The organism is Paramixta manurensis, assembly GCF_013285385.1.
GTDB lineage: Bacteria > Pseudomonadota > Gammaproteobacteria > Enterobacterales > Enterobacteriaceae > Paramixta > Paramixta manurensis.
Genome location: NZ_CP054212.1, coordinates 2,285,390 through 2,304,736, shown reverse-complemented (window position 1 = coordinate 2,304,736; position 19,347 = coordinate 2,285,390). Strand labels below are relative to the sequence as shown.

Below are 19,347 nucleotides of genomic sequence, written 5' to 3'. Positions count from 1 at the left end.
GCCAGCTTATTACGGGAAGCCTACCAATGTCATCACACAGTCATTATCTACATGCGGCGCAACGCGCCTGGATTAAACAGCTTTCCCGGCGCTGGTATTGGCGTCTGGAGTTACCGACTTGGGGGCTGATAGCGGTGATATATGGCGGATGGGGATGCGGCACCTTGTTTTGGCACGCTATTGGGCCGTGGCTCGGTACGCCACTGTTACTGCTACTGACTTGCTGGTATATGTCACTACAGCATGAGTTAATTCACGGGCATCCGACCCGCCATGCAGGGTTCAACCAGTTATTTGGCCTCGCGCCGTTGGCGGTGTTCTATCCGTATGGTCTGTATCGTGATTCGCATATTCAGCATCATCGTAATGACCATCTCACTACGCCGCACGAAGATCCGGAAACCTACTATTTTAGCCCTGAACAATGGCAACGCTACCCACGCCTGTTGCCGCTGTTGGCGCGGGTGCGTAATACGTTTAGTGGACGTGTGCTGATGGGGCCGTGGCTGGATATCGCCTTAACCTTACGCAGCGCGGTAAGTGCGTTATTCGCCGTCAATCTGCGGGCGATTGGCATGTGGCTGGTGCATGGCATTTTGCTACTGGTCATGTTTTACTGGCTGCGGCAGCAGGGCATTTCAGCACTCTGGTATGTGCTGACCATTGCCTTACCGGCGCTGAGCCTGACTAAGGTGCGTTCCTTTTATGAACACCGCGCGGAAGAAGCGCCGGAGACACGTTCAGTCATCAATGAAGCCGCCTGGCCGTGGCGCTTGCTGTTTTTGAATCTGAACTATCATTTAGTGCATCACGATCTGCCGGGCTTGCCCTGGTATGGATTACCGCAGGTGTATCATGCAGAACGTCAGGCTTATCATAAGCGTAGCGGCGGGTATGTGGTGCAAGGTTATGGCGTGTGGCTGCGGCAATACGCGGTGAAACCGATTGACGTAACGGTTCACCCTTTATCGCCAGCAGCGCCAGGTACAGAGTTACAAGGAGCAGAATGCAGGTCTCCCTTCCCATGTACGGCCTCAATCGAGACGCCGTAAACCTTTTTTGGCAGTCGCTACGGGCGCGGTTGCTGGCTGATGAGATTGAAGCGCCTGCGGCGTTAGTTTGGCCGCAGGATTTGTTGCCGCACTGGCGTCAGCCAGATCTGTTACTTAGCCAAACCTGTGGCTATCCGTTAGTCCATCTCTTGCCACAGGTGCGGGTACTCGGCGCCTTTCACTACGCCGCCGACGGTTGTGAAGGGCCAAATTATCGTAGCTGGATAGTGGTGCGTGCCGACGATAACCGTCAATCCCTCACTGCATTTCGCGGTGCTACCGTCGCCTGGAACAGCGAAGATTCTCAGTCCGGCTACCATGCCTTGCGGGCGTTAATTGCGCCATTGGCTGATCAAGGGCGCTTTTTTGGTGATTCCCGCGCCAGCGGCGCGCACGTTAATAGCATGGCGATGGTGCGCCGCGGCGAAGCGGATATTGCAGCGATTGATTGCGTTACCTGGGCATTACTGAAACAAGAGCAGCCTGCTGCGCTCGAAGGGTTGCGCGTTATTGCGCAAACTGACGCCACGCCGGGGTTACCGCTAATTACACATAGCAATGCCTCTGATCGGCAATGCCTTGCCTTACAGCAGGCGTTGGCGGCAAGCGTTGCCGGGACTGCCGCCGACGCGCTATTGATTACCGGCTTTTCACCTTTGCCGCGCAAAGCGTGGGAGGTAATCGGTCAACGTGCCTTGGCGGCAGGTAGCGGCCGGTTATAGCGCACCAGAAAGCACATGATGTGATGAGATTGAGCTATACCCATCTCATCTGATTATTGCTGGAGCAGCTCATGAGCTTTGACCTCGGTGCTTGGTTTACGCGTATTGGCTATCACGGTTCGCGTCAGCCGACGCTAGAAACGCTGACGCAACTACACTTACTTCATCCATGCGCCATTCCGTTTGAAAACCTGGATGTGTTGCTCTCACGTCCAATATTGCTCGATCAGCAGGCGATTTTCGCGAAACTGATTGAGGCAGGGCGCGGCGGCTACTGCTATGAACAGAACGCGCTGTTCGCCGCAGGCCTACAGGCGTTGGGCTTTCAGGTTGAGGGTCTGGCGGCGCGGGTATTGATTGCCGCGCCGCCAACCTTACCGCCGCGCACGCATAAGTTGTTATTGATAACGCTTGCCGGAGAGCGCTGGATTGCCGATGTTGGTTTTGGCGGAAAGACGCTGACCGCGCCGCTACGTTTGCGCACCGATGTTACGCAGCACACGCCGCACGGCACTTATCAATTACAGCGTATAGAACACGATTACCTGTTGGTTTGTCGGCAAGCGGCTGACTGGCAACCGCTGTATCGTTTTACGCTAGAAACGCAATATCCGGCCGATTATGAGATGGCCAACTACTACGTATCCCACTGGCCTGATTCGCACTTTCGTCACCATTTACTGCTGTCCCGGCAACTTACCGAGGGCGGGGCGCTGGCAGTAAATAATCATCAATTAAGCCGTTATGATGCACAAGGCAATCTACAGCGCGAGAGCGTCGATGATGAAACGCTGTATCGCCAGTGGCTGCCACGCTTTGGTTTACGCCTTGATGATCCGCATTATGGCGTTTCTATCGAACAATTCAGCGCAATGATGGCCAGCTTGCGCCAGCCGGAAACGCCGCGGGAGTGACATTGTCACTTAATGACGCCGCTACGACTGTTTTTTCCAGGCGTCGGCTACCGCCGATTCACAACCTGCCGGATTGAACAGGGTTCTCTTTTTGACCTCATCGCTTAGCGTCATCCATGCGGTGGCGACTTTATGGGCTTCATCGCGATCAAACGTCGGTTTACTGATCGCGGAAGGCGATTGACCACGTACCTGCGCGCGTTCAATCTGCGCCACATAATCATCGGCGGAGGTAGGCGCATTTTCTTGTGAAGCGACAGCGCATAGGCTGGCAATATAACTGCCGGTTTGCGCGTCAATATCCTCAGCGGCATGGGCGACGCCAATGCCAATGCCAATGATACCGGCAAGCAAGGAAGTAAACAGTCTCATCGCATCTCCTTCTGACAACGGGCGGTGTACCGCCGCAAATGGCTTCGGGTGTGTTACAAGCGTAGAAGACATTGTGGCAGGACACCAAACGCAAGCGGTCAGGAAAGCATCCTCTGTTCTCATCGGCCTTATTACATGGCGTTATGGCTTATAGCAAAAGCATTACGCTGTTATGCCCTGATTGGCGCGGACTGTTGCTGTTTAAACCACGACGACCATGTTTCACTGCCGTTGACGATAAAAGCAGATGAGGTGTGGCCGTGAGTAATGACAAATTATCCGATAATGAACGTCTAAAAAGCGAAAGTAACTTGCTAAGAGGCACGATTCGCGACGATTTAGCGGATGCGCTAACCGGTGGCTTTACCGGTGATAATTTTCAGTTAATCCGTTTCCATGGGATGTATCAGCAAGATGATCGCGATATTCGACAAGAGCGCGTCGCGCAAAAGCTGGAGCCGTTACATACCGTGATGCTGCGCGTCCGGCTACCGGGTGGCATCATTACGCCACAACAATGGCTGGGGATCGATCAGTTTGCGCGTGAGCATACCCAATATGGCAGTATCCGGATTACTAACCGGCAGACGGTGCAGTTTCATGGCGTGTTGAAACAGAACATCAAACCGGTTCATCAACTTCTGCATCGGCTGGGGCTGGATTCTCGCGCCACGGCCGGCGACGTGAACCGTAACGTACTCTGTACCGCCAACCCGGTAGAATCGGCGCTTCATCAGCAAGCGTATGAGTGGGCGAAAAAAATCTCCGAGCACCTGTTGCCACGTACCAATGCGTATGCCGAAGTCTGGCTGGATAAAGAGAAGGTCATGCAGCCGGAAGAGGAACCGATATTGGGAAACAGCTATCTGCCGCGTAAATTTAAAACCGCCGTGGTTATTCCTCCGCAAAATGATGTTGACCTGCATGCCAACGATCTCAGTTTCGTGGCGATAGGCGAGCAGGGCAAACTGATTGGATTTAACGTGCTGGTCGGCGGTGGTTTGGCAATGACGCAAGGCGATAATTCAACCTGGCCTCGGTTAGCCAGTGAGTTTGGTTTTATTGCGCCAGAAGCCACGCTGGCGGTGGCAGAAGCGGTGGTGTCAACGCAGCGTGACTGGGGCAACCGAACCAATCGTCGCAATGCGAAAACAAAATATACGCTTGAGCGTGTTGGCGTTGAGGTGTTCAAGGCTGAAGTAGAACGCCGTTCCGGGCATACCTTTGCACCGGCGCAAGCGTATGCGTTCACCGGTCGCGGCGATCGCATTGGTTGGGTCGCGGGCGTCGATGGCAAATATCATCTGACGTTATTTATTCCTTCCGGGCGTTTAGTGGATAAGGCGGATTCGCCCCTGAAAAGTGGTGTCGCAGAAATTGCCCGCATTCATCGCGGCGATTTTCGTCTGACGGCGAACCAAAACCTGATTATTGCCGGCGTAGACGAAACTAATCGGGAACAGATTGATGGGTTGGCTCGCCGCTACGGCCTGGTGCGTGACGAGTTGTCGCCCCAGCGTAAAAGCGCCATGGCCTGCGTTTCCTTTCCGACTTGCCCTTTAGCCATGGCGGAAGCTGAACGGGTGTTGCCTGACTTTATTCAGGCGCTGGAAACGCTTTTACAACGGCATGGTATACCCGACGAGGCGCTGATTTTCCGTATTACTGGCTGCCCAAATGGCTGTGGGCGCGCAATGTTGGCCGAAATGGGGCTGGTTGGCCGCGCGCCGGGACGCTATAGCTTGTATATCGGCGGAAATCGCGAAGGAACGCGCATCCCGCGCCTGTATCGCGACAATATCGACGTCAATACTATTCTAAACGAAGTTGATGATTTGATTGGACGTTGGGCGAGTGGGCGCACCGCCGGAGAAGGGTTTGGCGATTATGTGGTGCGTAGTGGTGTGGTGATCCCGGTGGTGGATTCGGCAAAGGATTTCCATCTCTCCTGAGCCGCAAAAGAGGCCTTTTTCAGGCGAAGATAAAACTTTCCAGGTATGTTCACCTGCTTCATTTTCGTTATATAATGGATTATATAACGAAGGGGTGGGCCTGATATGCAAAATCATTTCGGTAAAGGGTTAATGGCCGGTTTGAGAGCGGATAACGCCAAACCGGCAGAGGCACTGTCAAAATTTTGTTCGGATTACAAACGGGGTTTTATTCTCGGCTATGCGCACCATTTAGCCGAGAGTTCCGGCGACGAGAACCAGGCAGCGTTTAAAGCGGGTCTGCTTTGCCGTGCTTACGGCCTGAGCGGGGAGTTGATGGAGGAGTTTTTTTCCGACAGCGCCAACACCTTGCCGCGTAAATTCTTTAGCGTCGGTTACAACCAAACGCTTCAGCGCTAGTGTTCAACGGCTCGTTATTGCGCCTGACGCTCTCACGGCGAATCAGCTCACCGCAGATCAGCACGTTAATACTGGCACGGGCCGGGGGCGCGCTGAGGCGCTTGAGTAGTACCTCAATGGCTGCTGCGCCTATTTTGCTGTTAAATACCTGAATAGTGGTCAGCGGCGGATCCATCACCGCCGAAATAGGTAGATCGTCAAAGCCAATAAAAGATACCCGTTCCGGCACCGCAATATGGTGTGCCTTCAACGCCTTAATACAGCCGCTGGCGATAATGTCATTAACACAAAAATACCCCTCCGCTAATGGATGGTTATCCTGTAATAATTGCGTCATTGTTCGACAGGCATCGTCTCGCGTTGAGTTGACGCGAATGATGTCATGCGGTTGAAATAATAAATTAGTTTGCGAAATTAACTCTATAAATGCCTGTTCACGTTGCTTGAAATTAGGGGTATGAGCATCACTGGTAATTAAGCCAATGTGCGTTAATCCGCGTCGCTGAAAATGCTGTAATATTTTATATACCGCACTACGGTTATTCATGTTAATGAAATCATACGGCAAAAAGTCATTAACATTATCGATAATAACAAAAGGAGTGGTTAAGCGACGTAACGGCTGAAAATCATGTTGTTCAAACTCGGTACCCAAAATCACTAAGCCGCTAACCGGCGGCATGCGACTTTCGCGGCTAACCATATCCTCTACGCTAATCCCCTGATAACTGACCACTTCTAGCGTAAACCCGGCCTGACTGGCTTGTTCTAACATACCGTCGATATAGCCACTAATAAATAGCTGGTGCGCATCATTTACCGTATTGCCATGCAGCGCGATTTTTAAAAACCGTAACGTACCTTTGTGCGTTTTCTTACTGGCTGATTGATAATTTAACTCATGCGCCAGCGTCAAAATACGCTCACGCGTGGCAACGCTTAATCCCGGTTTGCCATTTAATGCAATCGAAACCGCACTTAATGAAACTCCGGCGCGTTGCGCAATATCTTTTATTTTCGCCATTCAGTTTTCCCTAACAGCAATAAAGCACTACCAAAGGATTTAATTTGTCTTGTGCAGTGTAGGCAGTGAAACGGAAAGCGGCCTGTGATGTGACTCACAAATTAAAATCTGAGGTTAAATTTTAGTAAAATTTTAGTTTACCGCTGAAATGCTTGCCTCCCATTATTTATCGCACGCCAGGTTAGTCGATGGTTCAACGGGAGCGGGCATGAAAAAATTTATCAATCAGCCAAGTGATTACGTCACCGAGATGCTTGAAGGCATTTATCTGGCTCATCCACGGCAGTTACGCTACGTCAATGATGATGTTCACTGCCTTGTCGCCGCACGTCAGGTTAGTGGCAAAGTGGCGATAGTGACCGGCGGAGGCTCCGGCCATCTACCGCTGTTCCTTGGTTATGTCGGCGAAGGCATGTTGGATGGCTGCGCGGTTGGCGATGTTTTTCAGTCGCCCTCTGCCGAGCAGATTCTGAACGTCACCAAGGCTGTCGATCGGGGCGCCGGGGTGCTCTATCTTTTCGGCAATTATACCGGCGATCTTATTAATTTCGGCATGGCTGCGGAGTTGGCCGAGTTTGACGATATTACGACCCGCACGGTTGTTGGGGCTGATGATGTCGGATCGGCCCCGGCTGAGCGGCATGATAAACGACGCGGCGTTGCGGGAATTTTTTTTCAATACAAAGTCGCCGGAGCAGCGGCGGCGCAAGGGCTTGCACTCGATGAAGTGGTTCGCCTCGCGGAAAAAACCGGCGCGGCCACCAAAAGCCTCGGCGTTGCGTTGACGCCCTGCATTATTCCTGAAGTGGGTAAACCGGCCTTTAGCGTAGCAGAAGGAGTGATGGAGGTTGGCATGGGGATCCATGGCGAACCCGGTATTGCACAAGAAGCGCAAGCCGATGCCAACATTGTGGTCGATCGTTTGCTGCCTATCTTGCTGGCTGAATTGACCTTTGCACCTGGCGATAGCGTAGCGGTACTCATCAACGGCCTCGGCGCCACGCCGCAGGATGAACTCTATATTCTCTATCGCCATATTCATCGACGATTAGCCGAACAGGGGATTCAGGTTTTCCATGTCTGGTGCGGCGAATTCGCGACTGCGATGGAGATGACTGGCTTTTCACTCTCTCTCTGTCGGGTTGACGCTGAGTTACGGGGTTATCTGGCCCAACCGGCTCATACGCCCTTTTTTACACAATTCGCCATTACGGAGGGGGAACATGGTAACCCATCTTGATGCTACCGCTTGTCGGGCGCTAATGGCGGTTTGGGCAGCAGAGATTGAGCGGCAGAAGTCTAGCCTAATTGAGTTAGATCAACAGGTGGGCGATGGCGACCTTGGTTTAACCATGAGTAAAGCGTTCCGCGCGGCGGCGGCGTTGCCTTTGTCGGAAACGCATACCCCGGCGCAATGCCTGGTTCAATGGGGAATGGCGATGGCCAAAGCGGCGCCGTCAACCATGGGAACGCTGATGGCGACCGGTTTTTTGCGCGGCGGCAAAGCGCTGGATGAGCAACTATTGCGGCTCGATGTTCCGGCGCTGGCGCAGCTATTTAGCGCTTTCGCCGCGGGGATTCAGGCCCGAGGCGGAGCGCAACCCGGCGATAAAACGGTGGTTGACGTGCTATTGCCGGCAGTTGAAGCATTGCGAGAAAGCGCTCGCCAGCAGGACAGCCTGGCCCACGCAGTCGTGGCGGCGGAACAGGCCGCACGGCAAGGACTTCAGGCGACACGCACCATGTTACCGCAGCACGGTAAAGCGGCAGTGTTTGGTGAAAAAAGTCTGGGGCTGCCCGATGCGGGCGGTAGTGTGGCGTTATTGCTTTTTGAACAGTTGCGGCAATTTGTTGACAACCTTCAACAGGGGGAAAAATGAAAAAGCTAACAGGCATTACGACCGCGATGGTGACACCGTTCGCCGCCGATGGCGCCGTTGATCTGGCGGCCATCGCGCAGCTTACCGATTTTTTAGTGACGAAAGGCGTGCACTGCCTTTATCCGTTGGGCACCACTGGCGAGATGTTGCGGCTGAGCGAGCAGGAGCGTAAGCAGGTAGCGGAAACCGTCATCAAACAGAATGATCGACGAGCGACGGTGTATATCCACGTCGGTGCCATGACGCAGCGTGAAACATTGGCGCTGGCGCAACATGCCTGGCACAGCGGCGCGGATGGGATCGGTGTGGTAACCCCGGCGTTTTTCGGCGCCACGGATGAAGAACTGGCGCATTACTTTATCAACGTAGCCCAATCGGTGCCGGAAGACTTCCCTGTGTATCTCTACAATATTCCGCAGTGCGCCGCCAACAACCTGAGCGCGGAAGTGGCACAACGTGTTGCCGATCGTTGCCCGAATGTGGTTGGTATCAAATACAGTTATCCCGACTATCTGACAGTTAATCACTATCTCACGCTGAATCAGGAAACTTTTTCCGTGGTGGTGGGAGCCGACCGGCTATTCTTGCCTGCGCTAGCGATGGGATGTGATGGCGTGGTATCTGGCGTTTCTTGCGTGTACCCCGAGCCTTTTATCGCGGTTTGGAAAGCCTGGCAAGATGGTGATATTGATGCCGCGCGCCGGGCGCAGCGGCGCGCCAACCGCTTCTGTGAAACGCTACGCAATGGCAGCAATATGGCCTTTTTTAAAGCGGGTCTGGCGCATCGTGGGATCGCCGCCGGCTCAATGCGCGCGCCACAGCGTGATTTAAGCCCTGAGGCCGCCGCCGACCTGATCAATCAGTTAACCATCCTGGAGCAGGAGGCGGGATTAGTCTGACCATATTGTTGCGCACGTTGGGCTGTCGTGCCGGAAACCTTCTCTTTTGATTGAGCGGCATGGTGCCGCTGTGGATGACCATAATGAGAAAATCTTATCCTGCCGCGCCCGCGCGGATTCAGTCCCCGGCTCGTCCGCATATTGCGGGGAGCCGGTTGCGTTGGTATCTGGTGTTAATTATTTTGCTGGCGGCGGTGACCAACTATCTTGACCGCGCGAATCTCAGCATCGCCAACTCCACTATCGCCGCAGAGTTTGGGTTATCTTCATTCCAAATGGGATTATTGCTTTCGGCTTTCCTCTGGCCTTACGCGCTGGCTAATCTTCCTGCAGGCTGGCTGGTTGATCGTTTCGGCCCGAAAAAGATGTTCGCCTGGGCCGCAGGCGGTTGGTCGTTGGTGACCATTATCAGTTCTTTGGCTAGCGGCTTTGGTTTGCTGTATGCGATGCGGGTTTTGTTGGGAGTGGCGGAATCCCCGTTTTTTACCTCGGGTATTAAAGTGACTAACGCCTGGTTCGCAAAAGAAGAACGTGGCCTGCCGACGGCGGTATTTAACACCGGTTCACAAATCGCTAATGCCATTGCGCCACCTATTTTAACCATTCTGTTGGTCACCCTTGGCTGGCGTAGCATGTTTGTGGTGATTGGTATTGTAGGCTTAGTGGTGTTGCTGGTTTGGCTGAAAATGTACCGCGAACCCGAAGCGCACGAGCAACAGGATCTTAAAACGCAGGGCGAAATGGCGACGGGTGATACGCCTGGCATCTCGCGCTCGTGGCGTTCGTTATTTAAAGAGCGCTCAACCTGGGGGATGATTGTCGGCTGTTTTGGCATTTACTTTACCGTGTGGATCTACCTTTCCTGGTTACCGCGTTACCTGGAACAGGAACGCCATCTCAGCTTAATGAATACCGGCTGGATTGCCGCCATACCGTATCTTGCAGGCATCATTGGCGTACTGGTCGGCGGCTGGATTTCCGATGCCTTGATACGCAAAGGAGTAGCAACCATTCGGGCGCGCAAAACGGTTATCGTGGGCGGAGCATTATTAGCGGCTTGTGCGGTTGCGCCAGTGCCCTTTATCCATAGTACGTTTTTATCCGTACTGTTGTTAACCCTTGGTTATTTTGGCGCTCAACTGCCGTCCGGCGTTATTTGGGTGTTAGCAACCGATGTAGCGCCACCAGGATCGGTGGGATCATTAGGGTCAATTCAGAACTTTGGCGGTTTTATCGGCGCGGCGCTGGCGCCGGTATTAGCCGGGTTGATTCTCGATCGTACCGGGAGTTTTACGCTGGTGTTCCTTTCCGGCGCGGTAATGTTGCTGGTTGGGGCAATCGCGTACGGTTTAATTTTAAAAGATCCCATACCGGAAATGGCCGGACAGAGGAACGAGTAATCGAACGCGGAGGGGCATGGCCGGTTCCACCGGCCATGCAACGTATTACGCCTGTTCAGACTCTTTTTCGCCTAAAAACCAATACCACAGTGGGATCGACAACAACCCGGTAAACACGCAGGAATACACCAGTATCATCAACCCTTGCGTCACATACATTTCTGCCGTCCAGTCACTGAACGGTATGTGGTATTCATCCATCGCTCCGCCAATCATCACGCGGGTCATCACCACCAGGGCGGTTAGTAGGACGATCACTATGGCAGAGATAAAACGGCGTGTTTCTTTTCGCATATCGAAAAACCTTGTTTGGGGTACAAAACCGGCGGCAGAGCGGCGCTGATGCTGCTGCCCGCGTAGAGTGTCAATCAACAGAAAAGCCAGCAGGCTTACGCCCATGGTTGGCAGCAGGTAACCTAACGTCAACGCCAGCAGAAGGCTGACGATTTTACCGCTCAATGCTAACCTTTGCCAGGCGGTAATCAGTGTTTGTAGCGAACGCGCAGGCGCGGCGGCAGGGCGGCGTAACCACCACAGGCGGTATCCCAACACAATCATCGCGCACAGGCCTACGCCAAACAGCGCTAACAGAAGCTGATTCGGCCAACCGAACAGGATCCCCATATGGGCATCAACGCCCCAGCGCGTGAGTTTCGCTACCAAAGGAAAGTTAGCGAACCGAACCTGGTCCATTACGTTAAAGTTGTGTGGGTTCACCGAGACTGCATCGACACGGGTTGGCCAACTGCGATCCACCTCGGTCACCGTCCAGGCCTGGTTTGCTGATGCCGGACGTAATTCAACTTTTGCCGCGCGAATACCCGCCTGACGTGCTACCTGTAATACGCGGTCCCAGTCGCCATTGGCCGGATTATCCGACCGTAGACTGGGGGCTGACATATCCATCCCCGGCATCATCGCGGCGTGATGTTCCGCATGAGGCCCGGCTGACGCAACCGGCGAGCTGCTGACCAGCGCGGTCTTGACTTGGGGCGTCAGCCAGCCCAGTTCGCTGCGCAATTTATCAATATTTCCGCCCGCCCACTGTGACCAGGTTAAGCCGGTGGCAGAGAAAAATAGCAGCCCGCCTAACAGCAATAGCCCCAGCGTCATATGTTGATAACGGGTGGCGGCAGCGCCTCCCGGACGCATTTTAACCCGACGACGCGGGCGGTTTTCCCACCACAACAAGACGCCGCCTAATGCGGCAACCCATAACCATGAAGCGGCCAGTTCGCTGTAATTGCGCCCGATGTCGCCCAATAATAGCCCACGGTGCAGTTGGTCCAGCCAGGTCCGTAATGGCAGAATGCCCGAGGTGCCATAGACCGTCATATCGCCTTTTATTGCCAGACTGTAGGGATCGATAAAAATGGCGCGCGACTCGGACGGGCCTAACGCCGGGTCGGCAAATTGCACGCGGGTGGTTTCAGCCGTATTTGGCGCCGGACGTACGGCATAGATCGCGGTTTGCTGACCAGCATAACGCCGCGCGACGGCGATCTGTTCGGCAAGCGAGTGCGCGGTCCCTTGCGGTTGCGCAGTTAACGCCTCGGCATAGAGCAGGTTTTCTATTTGCGGCGTCAGGACATACAACGTCCCGGTGAGCGCGGCGATAAAAATAAATGGCGCAATGAACAGCCCGATATAAAAATGCAAACGTCGTAGCAAATTCAGTACCGCGCCACGCGGTGCTGAAGTGGCATAGGTTGAAGAGGACATCATCCATTCACCTTTTTCAGGATAAAAGCGTACGCCACTTTCCGCTGTACCTGACGGCGAAAAATGACCTTATTAATCAATCATGCTGAAAAAGCCAATGGGGGGGCGCGGGGATGGTGAAAACTATCGTTACGACGGACTTCGTTGCCAACGACGGCGGGTACCGGCGGGGCGTGGGAAATGCGCAGAATTAACCAAATGAACGGGATAAAAATCCAGACCATTAGCGGGACGTGGACTAACAGCTCGCAGTAACCGCAGGCGAAACCGTCATCGCCCGGCATACTGTGGTCCATCGCGGCATGATGAACGCCGTGCATGCTGTCGGTTGATGGCATCGTGTGCATCATCGGCATGTTAACCATCGTCATGCTGCTCATCGCGTCGGGCTGCTGCTGAGCCAGCGTTTTTGATATTACCGGTGCCACAAACAACAACAATACCGCCGCGATGGCTAACCAAGCGGTAAAGGATTGTTGTGTTAAGCGCGATGATTTCATTGACGGGGCGATTACCGGTCCACTATTTCGGGCCTCAGTGTAACGCGAATGCAACAGATAATTAACTGCTTTTAGCCAGCGTAGAGTCGACACTTATAATTTAAAATGCTGACTAATCGCGGTTGCCAGTGCATCCACCGCCGGAAGCGCATCGGTTGAAGCGGCGCGCGCAATCAGCACCTCATGCGCTCCGATGGGGGGCAGGCCGCTGACTTGACGCATTCTGGCGGTAATGCGTGAGCGATCGATCAGGCTAACCGCTAACCCGGCTTCAACACAGGCTTCGACCGCCCGGGCCGATGGGCTGCTGAGGATGGTTTTCCAGCGGCGGCCCGCCGCCGTCAAAGCGGTGGTCATGGCATCCCGGTAGGGGCAGTGTGAAGCATGCAATGCCAGCGGGACTGGCTCATCCGGCTCAAGATCTACCTCGCTGCCGCTGACCCATACCGGCAGCGTGATCGCAATTGGCGAGGTGGCAGGGTGGTCATGGCGCACCGGCTGTACCGTTAAGGCCAAATGGAGGCGATTACGTTCGACTTGCTGTTTTAGCTTTAAGCTTGGCGCGGTGGAAACTTCCAGTTCGACGCCGGGGCATAAGGCGGAAAATACCGGCAGAATGTCACCAATCACATGCGCTGCATATTCGTCCGGCACGCCAAGTTTTATATGCCCGGTCAGCGCATCCGCTTGCAGGTCACCCAATATTTTATCGTGGGTTTTAAGCAACACCGCGGTCGACGCCAACAACTTTTGCCCTAATGGCGTTAACTCCACCGCTTGATTATCCCGCTCAAATAGCTTGCCGCCGACCACGGTTTCTAGCCGCTGTATATGAACGCTGACCGCTGCCGGACTGCGGTTTATCTGCGTGGCCGCCGCCCGAAACTGTCCAAGGCGAACCACAGCATGGAAAGTGCGTAATAAATCAATATCGAGAGTCATAGGCATAGTTTAGTTTTATTAGATTACTTGGTAAGAATATATCGTTTTATTGAATTACATCCCTTGGTTAAGATCAATCCTTAACGGAGGGAATAATGTCGAAAATTGATTTATTGCAGGCTGAAAAAACCTCATCAATCCAGCGTGTGCGCGGGTGTCTTGCGCATTGCTTACCTGAAGCATTACTGGTGCTGGCGTGGAGTTCTGGTTTTGTTGGGATACGTTTATCGTCAGATTATGCGCCCGTTTTTTTGGTGCTGTTCTGGCGCTGTGCGTTGGTCGTGGCGTTGATGTTACCGTTGGTGTGGCGGGAGCTAATACGGACGCCGATCAACGTGTTGCTGACCCAGGGCAGCATTGGCCTATTGGCCATGTCCGGCTATTTAGCCGGTGTTGGTAAGGGGATTGAATACGGCGTACCAGCCGGCTTAGCGGCATTAATGGCGGATTTGCTGCCCGTCGGCTCGGCGCTGCTCGGCGTTCTGTTCTTGCATTCGCGCCCTTCGGTGAGTACCTGGCTGGGGCTGGTATTGGGCGTTGCGGGAGTGGTGATTGTGACCTGGGGCGTGTTGTCGTGGGGGAATGCTGCACCCTGGGCCTATGGGTTGCCGCTGTTGGGAATGTTTTCGCTGGCGTGTGCCACGCTGTTGCAGAAGAAAATAAACACCTCCGCCGCCATCAGCCTGCCGGGCGTGCTGTGGTTACAGTGTGCGGTTTCCCTGGTCGCGTTCGGCGGGGCAATCGTACCGACAGGCTCACTGACGCCGATATTCTCATCGGGCTTTATCATCAGCGTGTTATGGACCGCGCTCTTTTCGACGCTTGGTGGGTATGGCCTGTATTGGTTTTGCCTGAAGCGCACTTCGCCGGTTCGCGTCGGTAGTGTGTTGTATTTAAGTCCGGCGGTTACCTTACTGTGGTCCTGGTTTATGTTCGGCGAGCCGCTGTCATGGTCAATGCTGGCGGGGGTGTTAGTCTCTGGAGGCGGTCTCTGGTTAGTGATCCGCGCGCAATAGTCGCGTCTCATCCTTAACGAAACTTGCTGTGGCTATCTATCCCGTGTTGAATGGGAGAAAACACATTGTATCAACCGGTACCCCTCCATGACTTTGCAACAGTTGCACTATTTTTTGACGGCGATAGAGTTTGGCACGCTGTCTAAGGCTGCCGAACATTTGCATATTTCCCAGCCCTCCTTGTCGGAGCAAATTTTAAAGTTGGAGCACGAACTCGGGACGCATCTGTTTATCCGCACTAATCGGCGGTTGATTCTGACGGAAGCGGGCGTTCGTCTGGCACCTTATGCGCGAGCCGCCACCACGGAGGCGCAGCGCGGTTATGAAGCGGTGCAATCGGTACGCGAACTGAAGGGCGGTGTGGCTTCTTTCGGCACCTTTGGGACCGCGTATCAATACTTTTTGGCCGATTTAATCGCTGAATTTCGCATGACTTATCCGGAGGTTCGCCTACGGCTGGTTGGGTTGAATTCGTCAGAAGTGGCGCAGGCCGTTACTGAGGGAGAGATCGAAGCCGGATTGGTCATGCTGCCGGTGGATGCCAAGAATTTGGTGGTCAGCGAACCGGTTTGGTCAACGCAAATCGGCTATATTTCCGCCAGCGAAACGCGGCTGGTGGGTAGTAAGGATATTCACGCGTTACTCTCCGCGCCCCTGATCCTTAGCGAAGCCTCTTGGCATAATCGCGATCCCATTCGCCGGTTACTTAAAGAGCGGGCAAGACAGGTTGGTGCCAATCTGGAGCCACTGATTGAAGTTGAACATCAGAGTACGGCCTTTGAATTAGCGTCACGTGGATTAGGTGATCTTATTGCTACGCGTCCGATGCTTTATCATCTTGGCTATCACGATCGCCTGATGTGGGTACCGGTCGAGCCGCCAGCATTTGAGGTGTTTTCCTTTATTCATCGGGCAGATACGGCAATTTCTTCCGCGACGCGAGAATTAATGCGCCTGATGCGGCGCTATCTGGATGAGGTACAACGTAAGTACAGCCATATCGAACGCTAATAACTGCGAACGCCTATAGGTAAAACCTATACCAATCACCTGATTAAGGTTATTCATTTCGCGCAAATAGCAGCTTAAAACTATGTCATACAGGTTACATAGATGTTGCAAAAACTTTGCGGGAGATGCGTATGACTGGCGATGCTCGTTATTGTGTGATTGGTGCCGGCGCTGCCGGGCTTGCCGCCCTTAGGACCTTGCAAGAGCAGGGGATCGACGCGGATTGTTATGAAAAGAGCCCACGTTCGGGGGGGCACTGGCATCATGATTATGACGCGCTCCATTTAATTACCCCGAAGAACAGCTCTTGCTTTGACGGTTTTCCGATGCCGGATGACTGGCCGGTTTATCCCAGCCGGGATCAGGTACGGCAGTATATTGAACGTTATGCTGAACATTTTCATCTCAACGAGCATATTGCTTTTAATCACACCGTAGAGAACATCACACCGCTTGGTGAACGAGGAAACGGCGGATGGGCGGTGACGGTCAATGGACACACCCGCAATTATCAAGGAGTGATTGTGGCTAATGGGCATTTATGGGACCCGGCATTGCCCAATGAAGCGAAAAATTTTTCCGGCCTTTCGCTTCACTCTTGCCAATATCGCAACAGCGGACAATTAACCGGTAAAGTGCTGGTAGTCGGTTGTGGCAACTCAGGGTGTGATTTGGCGGCAGACGCTGCTCAACATCGTTTTGAAACCGATATTGTGATTCGTCGCGGGCAGGTGTTTCAACCCAAAGCACTGTTAGGCATGCCGCGCGCTGAAATTCCCTTTCTTAATCAACTTCCCCCTGAATTACAAAATGCAATTACACAGGTTCTGACCTTAATTTCACTTGGCCGCTGGGAAAACTACCCCGGTATGCCGGAACCGGAAAGCTGGGATTTAGAACAGCAACCGCCGGTGGTTAATAGCTTATTACCTTACTGGATCCAGCACGGCCGCATCAAAGTGCGTCCGGCCATTGAGTCGATTGCCGGACGTATCGTGCGCTTTGCCGATGGCAACGCGGCGGAATATGACGTGATTCTGTGGGCCACCGGCTTTCATGTCCGCCTGCCTTTTTTGGACCAAACTCTCCTCGAATGGCAAGAGGGCGTGCCGCTTCGCACCGCGGCGATGACCTTGCCCACGACGCTGGAGAACCTTTACTTTGTCGGATTATCGGCGCCACGCGGCCCGCAATGGCCCACCTATTGCCAACAAACCCGGTTGATCGCGCGTTTTATTGCTCTGCAGGAACAGGGGCTACAAGGCATCGCCGCGCTGTTCGCCGCCCAGCAATCGCACGATAAGCGTATTGATGTGGTGCGCCGCCTCTGGCTGCAAAATTTTGATGAAACCTGGCGAACGCTGGATTTACTGGAAAAAGTCCGGGCGTCTACCTCACTCAATCCTTCTTTAACTGCGTAATTCGAGGTGATTATGACAGCAGGACAGTTACCGGTCGCGATAGTGACTGGCGCGGCATCCGGGATGGGCAAAGCCGTGGTGAATAAATTTCTGCAACAGCACTGGGAAGTGATTGCCATTGATGTGGCGGAAATGTCGCCACAACCCGCGATGACGACGGTGATTGCCGATATTACTGATTATGCAGCGCTGAGGGAGTCCGTTGTGACCGCATTGAATGGGCGAACCGTTAATACGCTGGTGAACGCGGCAGGGATTTTTCCGCTGTCCACGTTGGCGACCGGGAGCGAATCGCTGTATCGGCGCATTTTCGATGTCAATGTATTGGGCACTATTAACATCGCCAAAGTCGCGGCGGATTGTATTAGCGAACAAGGCGGCGCGTTTCTCTTTTTCGCCTCGGTAGATGCTTTTGCCGTTTCGCCCGGGCAGCTTTTTTACAGTGCGTCAAAAGCTGCGGTAGTGTCGTTGACCAAATCCCTGGCGGTGGAATTAGTGACCAAAGGCATTGTGGTTAATGCCGTCGCGCCGGGCTGGGTCGAAACCGAAGGGACGCTGGCTTCCGGGCGTATTCAGGAAGGGGTGAAAACGGTGCCGATGAAAAGAGCGGCAACGGTTCATGAAATTGCAGACTGGGTGTGGACGTTTAGCGCCGCGCCCGGCTACATCACCGGTGAGACCGTGGTTATTTCCGGAGGCAGCTATATGCGGTGAAAACCGTACGTTCGTCGTACTCCCACTCAATCTGACAGGGTAAGACAATGAAACAGACAACAATAAATCCAGCCATGAATGGAGCGGTAAATTATGTAAAGGAGAATACCCGGCCTGTACCAGAGGAAAAAAACAGCGGGTTATCGAAAATCGTCACCGGCGTTACCTTAGGCAATATGGTGGAGTGGTTCGACTTCGCCATCTACTCCTCCATGTCGTTAATTATGGCCAAGGTTTTTTTTCCGGAGGCCAACCGTTACAACGAACTGATTGCTGTGTATGCCGCTTTCGCCGCCGGTTTTGTTATTCGTCCGTTGGGTGGTTTCCTGTTCGGCCCACTAGGCGATAAATATGGTCGTCGCACCGCGCTAGTCACCAGCATTAGCTTAATGTCGTTGGCAACATTAGCGATTGCCTGCATTCCTGCTTATCACAGCATTGGCATTGCCGCCCCCATTCTGTTGGTGGTAATGCGTATGTTGCAGGGGTTGTCGACCGGCGGCGAATACGGTGGTTCCTGTATTTTCATCGCCGAACACAGCCCGGATAAGAAGCGTACCTTTTTTACCAGTTGGCTCGAATTCGGCAATATTGCCGGTTTCTTGGTTGGCGGTGTGATCGTCAATGTCATCGAGCGCTATGTGGGCCAGGACGCGATGGTTGCCTGGGGTTGGCGTATTCCATTCCTGATTGCCGGACTGATGGGGATTATCGCGCTATTTATTCGGCTGAAAGTCGATGAAACCCCGGTTTTCCGGGAGATGCAGGCCAACAAGTCGCGATTGAATCAGCCATCTCGTTCACTGTGGTCGCTGATTTTGCGCGAATGGCCACAATTACTTAGAAGTGCCGGTTTGGTTGCAACCTTTAATATCAACTATTACATTGTGCTGGGTTATATCCCCGGTTATTTAGTTACGTTCCTTGGTCGTTCGCAGACATTCAGCGCTAATCTTTCATTGATCGCGACACTTTTGCTGTTAGTGTTTATCCCGATATTTGGCATGATGGGCGATAGAATAGGGCGCAAGAGGATGCTATTGGTCGGCTGTGTTCTGATGGTGCTCTGCGCCGTGCCGGTTTTTTGGGCGCTGCAAACTCACGGCTTACCGGCGATTATCATCGGCATGGGCGTTTTAATCCTCGCGATGCTGTTTTTTGAAGGCACGGTTCCCGCCACGTTGACCTCCATGTTTGGAACCACCGTCCGTTATAGCTGCTTTGCGATTAGCTATAATCTCTCGGTTTCGCTGTTGGGCGGTACGGCACCGTTGATCAATACCTGGTTAATTGAAAAAACCGGTATGACGCTGATCCCGGCGTTTTATCTGATGAGCGGCGCTATCCTCGGCATGGCGGCATTATGGCGGCTACAGGACCGAACCGGCCAGCCGATGCCATCCTGAC

19 protein-coding genes are annotated in these 19,347 nt (G+C 53.5%); 14 read left to right on the top strand and 5 right to left on the bottom strand.

The features are described 5' to 3' along the window. The first annotated feature begins 26 nt into the window (after nt 1-26). From PMPD1_RS11210 to PMPD1_RS11200, 3 genes are all read left to right on the top strand, one after another. Nucleotides 27-1,052 carry a fatty acid desaturase gene (locus PMPD1_RS11210; RefSeq protein ID WP_173634111.1) on the top strand — a complete coding sequence of 342 codons (1,026 nt, stop codon included), beginning with the start codon at nt 27-29 and terminating at the stop codon, nt 1,050-1,052. Further along, a complete protein-coding gene (locus PMPD1_RS11205; protein ID WP_354292863.1) occupies nt 1,007-1,774 on the top strand; it encodes a phosphate/phosphite/phosphonate ABC transporter substrate-binding protein in 768 nt (255 codons plus the stop codon). The genes PMPD1_RS11210 and PMPD1_RS11205 overlap by 46 nt, the downstream gene beginning before the upstream one ends. Nucleotides 1,775-1,845: 71 nt before the next feature. Continuing rightward, complete coding sequence (locus PMPD1_RS11200) at nt 1,846-2,688, top strand: arylamine N-acetyltransferase family protein (RefSeq protein WP_173634110.1); 843 nt, start codon at nt 1,846-1,848, stop codon at nt 2,686-2,688. A gap of 21 nt (nt 2,689-2,709) precedes the next feature. On the opposite strand, the gene PMPD1_RS11195 is transcribed toward PMPD1_RS11200, so the two are convergent. Then, nucleotides 2,710-3,060 carry a hypothetical protein gene (locus PMPD1_RS11195; protein WP_173634109.1) on the bottom strand — a complete coding sequence of 117 codons (351 nt, stop codon included), beginning with the start codon at nt 3,058-3,060 and terminating at the stop codon, nt 2,710-2,712. Between the two features lie 260 nt (nt 3,061-3,320). Here PMPD1_RS11195 and cysI point away from each other — a divergent pair, with 260 nt between their 5' ends. Further along, nucleotides 3,321-5,012 carry an assimilatory sulfite reductase (NADPH) hemoprotein subunit gene (gene cysI / locus PMPD1_RS11190; protein WP_173634108.1) on the top strand — a complete coding sequence of 564 codons (1,692 nt, stop codon included), beginning with the start codon at nt 3,321-3,323 and terminating at the stop codon, nt 5,010-5,012. Nucleotides 5,013-5,117: 105 nt separating this feature from the next. Beyond that, entirely contained in the window at nt 5,118-5,411 is a 294-nt protein-coding gene (locus PMPD1_RS11185; RefSeq protein WP_173634107.1) for a DUF2623 family protein, read from the top strand. Here PMPD1_RS11185 and PMPD1_RS11180 read toward each other — a convergent pair. Next, the gene (locus PMPD1_RS11180) at nt 5,377-6,435 is read right to left on the bottom strand and encodes a LacI family DNA-binding transcriptional regulator (RefSeq protein WP_173634106.1); all 1,059 of its coding nucleotides are present in this window, start codon (nt 6,433-6,435) and stop codon (nt 5,377-5,379) included. The genes PMPD1_RS11185 and PMPD1_RS11180 overlap by 35 nt on opposite strands. Nucleotides 6,436-6,643: 208 nt before the next feature. Between PMPD1_RS11180 and PMPD1_RS11175 the strand changes: the two genes are divergently transcribed. The 4 genes from PMPD1_RS11175 (at nt 6,644) to PMPD1_RS11160 (ending at nt 10,614) form a co-directional block, all read left to right on the top strand. Further along, entirely contained in the window at nt 6,644-7,675 is a 1,032-nt protein-coding gene (locus PMPD1_RS11175; protein WP_173634105.1) for a dihydroxyacetone kinase subunit DhaK, read from the top strand. Beyond that, the gene (locus PMPD1_RS11170) at nt 7,659-8,315 is read left to right on the top strand and encodes a DAK2 domain-containing protein (protein WP_173634104.1); all 657 of its coding nucleotides are present in this window, start codon (nt 7,659-7,661) and stop codon (nt 8,313-8,315) included. The genes PMPD1_RS11175 and PMPD1_RS11170 overlap by 17 nt, the downstream gene beginning before the upstream one ends. Continuing rightward, nucleotides 8,312-9,214, top strand: a complete 903-nt coding sequence (locus PMPD1_RS11165; protein WP_173634103.1) for a dihydrodipicolinate synthase family protein — start codon at nt 8,312-8,314, stop codon at nt 9,212-9,214. The genes PMPD1_RS11170 and PMPD1_RS11165 overlap by 4 nt, the downstream gene beginning before the upstream one ends. Nucleotides 9,215-9,297: 83 nt before the next feature. After that, the gene (locus PMPD1_RS11160; protein ID WP_173634102.1) at nt 9,298-10,614 is read left to right on the top strand and encodes an MFS transporter; all 1,317 of its coding nucleotides are present in this window, start codon (nt 9,298-9,300) and stop codon (nt 10,612-10,614) included. Between the two features lie 45 nt (nt 10,615-10,659). On the opposite strand, the gene PMPD1_RS11155 is transcribed toward PMPD1_RS11160, so the two are convergent. The 3 genes from PMPD1_RS11155 to PMPD1_RS11145 form a co-directional block, all read right to left on the bottom strand. Beyond that, complete coding sequence (locus PMPD1_RS11155; RefSeq protein WP_173636196.1) at nt 10,660-12,336, bottom strand: DUF2534 family protein; 1,677 nt, start codon at nt 12,334-12,336, stop codon at nt 10,660-10,662. A gap of 80 nt (nt 12,337-12,416) precedes the next feature. Then, nucleotides 12,417-12,836 carry a DUF2946 domain-containing protein gene (locus tag PMPD1_RS11150; protein WP_173634101.1) on the bottom strand — a complete coding sequence of 140 codons (420 nt, stop codon included), beginning with the start codon at nt 12,834-12,836 and terminating at the stop codon, nt 12,417-12,419. A 93-nt stretch (nt 12,837-12,929) separates the two neighbouring features. Next, on the bottom strand, nt 12,930-13,784 hold the full coding sequence (locus PMPD1_RS11145) for a LysR substrate-binding domain-containing protein (protein ID WP_173634100.1): 855 nt from the start codon (nt 13,782-13,784) through the stop codon (nt 12,930-12,932). Nucleotides 13,785-13,873: 89 nt separating this feature from the next. On the opposite strand from PMPD1_RS11145, the gene PMPD1_RS11140 reads away from it, so the two are divergent. The 5 genes from PMPD1_RS11140 (at nt 13,874) to PMPD1_RS11120 (ending at nt 19,346) form a co-directional block, all read left to right on the top strand. After that, complete coding sequence (locus tag PMPD1_RS11140; protein ID WP_173634099.1) at nt 13,874-14,794, top strand: DMT family transporter; 921 nt, start codon at nt 13,874-13,876, stop codon at nt 14,792-14,794. A gap of 87 nt (nt 14,795-14,881) precedes the next feature. Then, nucleotides 14,882-15,805 carry a LysR family transcriptional regulator gene (locus PMPD1_RS11135; protein ID WP_173634098.1) on the top strand — a complete coding sequence of 308 codons (924 nt, stop codon included), beginning with the start codon at nt 14,882-14,884 and terminating at the stop codon, nt 15,803-15,805. Nucleotides 15,806-15,936: 131 nt separating this feature from the next. Beyond that, the gene (locus tag PMPD1_RS11130; RefSeq protein WP_173634097.1) at nt 15,937-17,226 is read left to right on the top strand and encodes a flavin-containing monooxygenase; all 1,290 of its coding nucleotides are present in this window, start codon (nt 15,937-15,939) and stop codon (nt 17,224-17,226) included. Nucleotides 17,227-17,238: 12 nt separating this feature from the next. After that, complete coding sequence (locus PMPD1_RS11125) at nt 17,239-17,940, top strand: SDR family NAD(P)-dependent oxidoreductase (RefSeq protein WP_173634096.1); 702 nt, start codon at nt 17,239-17,241, stop codon at nt 17,938-17,940. A 47-nt stretch (nt 17,941-17,987) separates the two neighbouring features. Continuing rightward, nucleotides 17,988-19,346 (top strand): MFS transporter, encoded by a 1,359-nt coding sequence (locus PMPD1_RS11120; protein ID WP_173634095.1) that lies wholly within the window; start codon nt 17,988-17,990, stop codon nt 19,344-19,346. The last annotated feature ends 1 nt before the right edge of the window (nt 19,347 follow it).

Excerpts from the sequence above, each read along its gene's own strand:
- PMPD1_RS11210 (WP_173634111.1), top strand. The coding sequence starts at position 27 with ATGTCATCACACAGTCATTATCTACATGCGGCGCAACGCGCCTGGATT.
- PMPD1_RS11205 (WP_354292863.1), top strand. The coding sequence starts at position 1,007 with ATGCAGGTCTCCCTTCCCATGTACGGCCTCAATCGAGACGCCGTAAAC.
- PMPD1_RS11200 (WP_173634110.1), top strand. The coding sequence starts at position 1,846 with ATGAGCTTTGACCTCGGTGCTTGGTTTACGCGTATTGGCTATCACGGT.
- PMPD1_RS11195 (WP_173634109.1), bottom strand. The coding sequence starts at position 3,060 with ATGAGACTGTTTACTTCCTTGCTTGCCGGTATCATTGGCATTGGCATT.
- PMPD1_RS11185 (WP_173634107.1), top strand. The coding sequence starts at position 5,118 with ATGCAAAATCATTTCGGTAAAGGGTTAATGGCCGGTTTGAGAGCGGAT.
- PMPD1_RS11180 (WP_173634106.1), bottom strand. The coding sequence starts at position 6,435 with ATGGCGAAAATAAAAGATATTGCGCAACGCGCCGGAGTTTCATTAAGT.
- PMPD1_RS11175 (WP_173634105.1), top strand. The coding sequence starts at position 6,644 with ATGAAAAAATTTATCAATCAGCCAAGTGATTACGTCACCGAGATGCTT.
- PMPD1_RS11170 (WP_173634104.1), top strand. The coding sequence starts at position 7,659 with ATGGTAACCCATCTTGATGCTACCGCTTGTCGGGCGCTAATGGCGGTT.
- PMPD1_RS11165 (WP_173634103.1), top strand. The coding sequence starts at position 8,312 with ATGAAAAAGCTAACAGGCATTACGACCGCGATGGTGACACCGTTCGCC.
- PMPD1_RS11160 (WP_173634102.1), top strand. The coding sequence starts at position 9,298 with ATGAGAAAATCTTATCCTGCCGCGCCCGCGCGGATTCAGTCCCCGGCT.
- PMPD1_RS11155 (WP_173636196.1), bottom strand. The coding sequence starts at position 12,336 with ATGTCCTCTTCAACCTATGCCACTTCAGCACCGCGTGGCGCGGTACTG.
- PMPD1_RS11150 (WP_173634101.1), bottom strand. The coding sequence starts at position 12,836 with ATGAAATCATCGCGCTTAACACAACAATCCTTTACCGCTTGGTTAGCC.
- PMPD1_RS11145 (WP_173634100.1), bottom strand. The coding sequence starts at position 13,784 with ATGCCTATGACTCTCGATATTGATTTATTACGCACTTTCCATGCTGTG.
- PMPD1_RS11140 (WP_173634099.1), top strand. The coding sequence starts at position 13,874 with ATGTCGAAAATTGATTTATTGCAGGCTGAAAAAACCTCATCAATCCAG.
- PMPD1_RS11135 (WP_173634098.1), top strand. The coding sequence starts at position 14,882 with ATGACTTTGCAACAGTTGCACTATTTTTTGACGGCGATAGAGTTTGGC.
- PMPD1_RS11130 (WP_173634097.1), top strand. The coding sequence starts at position 15,937 with ATGACTGGCGATGCTCGTTATTGTGTGATTGGTGCCGGCGCTGCCGGG.
- PMPD1_RS11125 (WP_173634096.1), top strand. The coding sequence starts at position 17,239 with ATGACAGCAGGACAGTTACCGGTCGCGATAGTGACTGGCGCGGCATCC.
- PMPD1_RS11120 (WP_173634095.1), top strand. The coding sequence starts at position 17,988 with ATGAAACAGACAACAATAAATCCAGCCATGAATGGAGCGGTAAATTAT.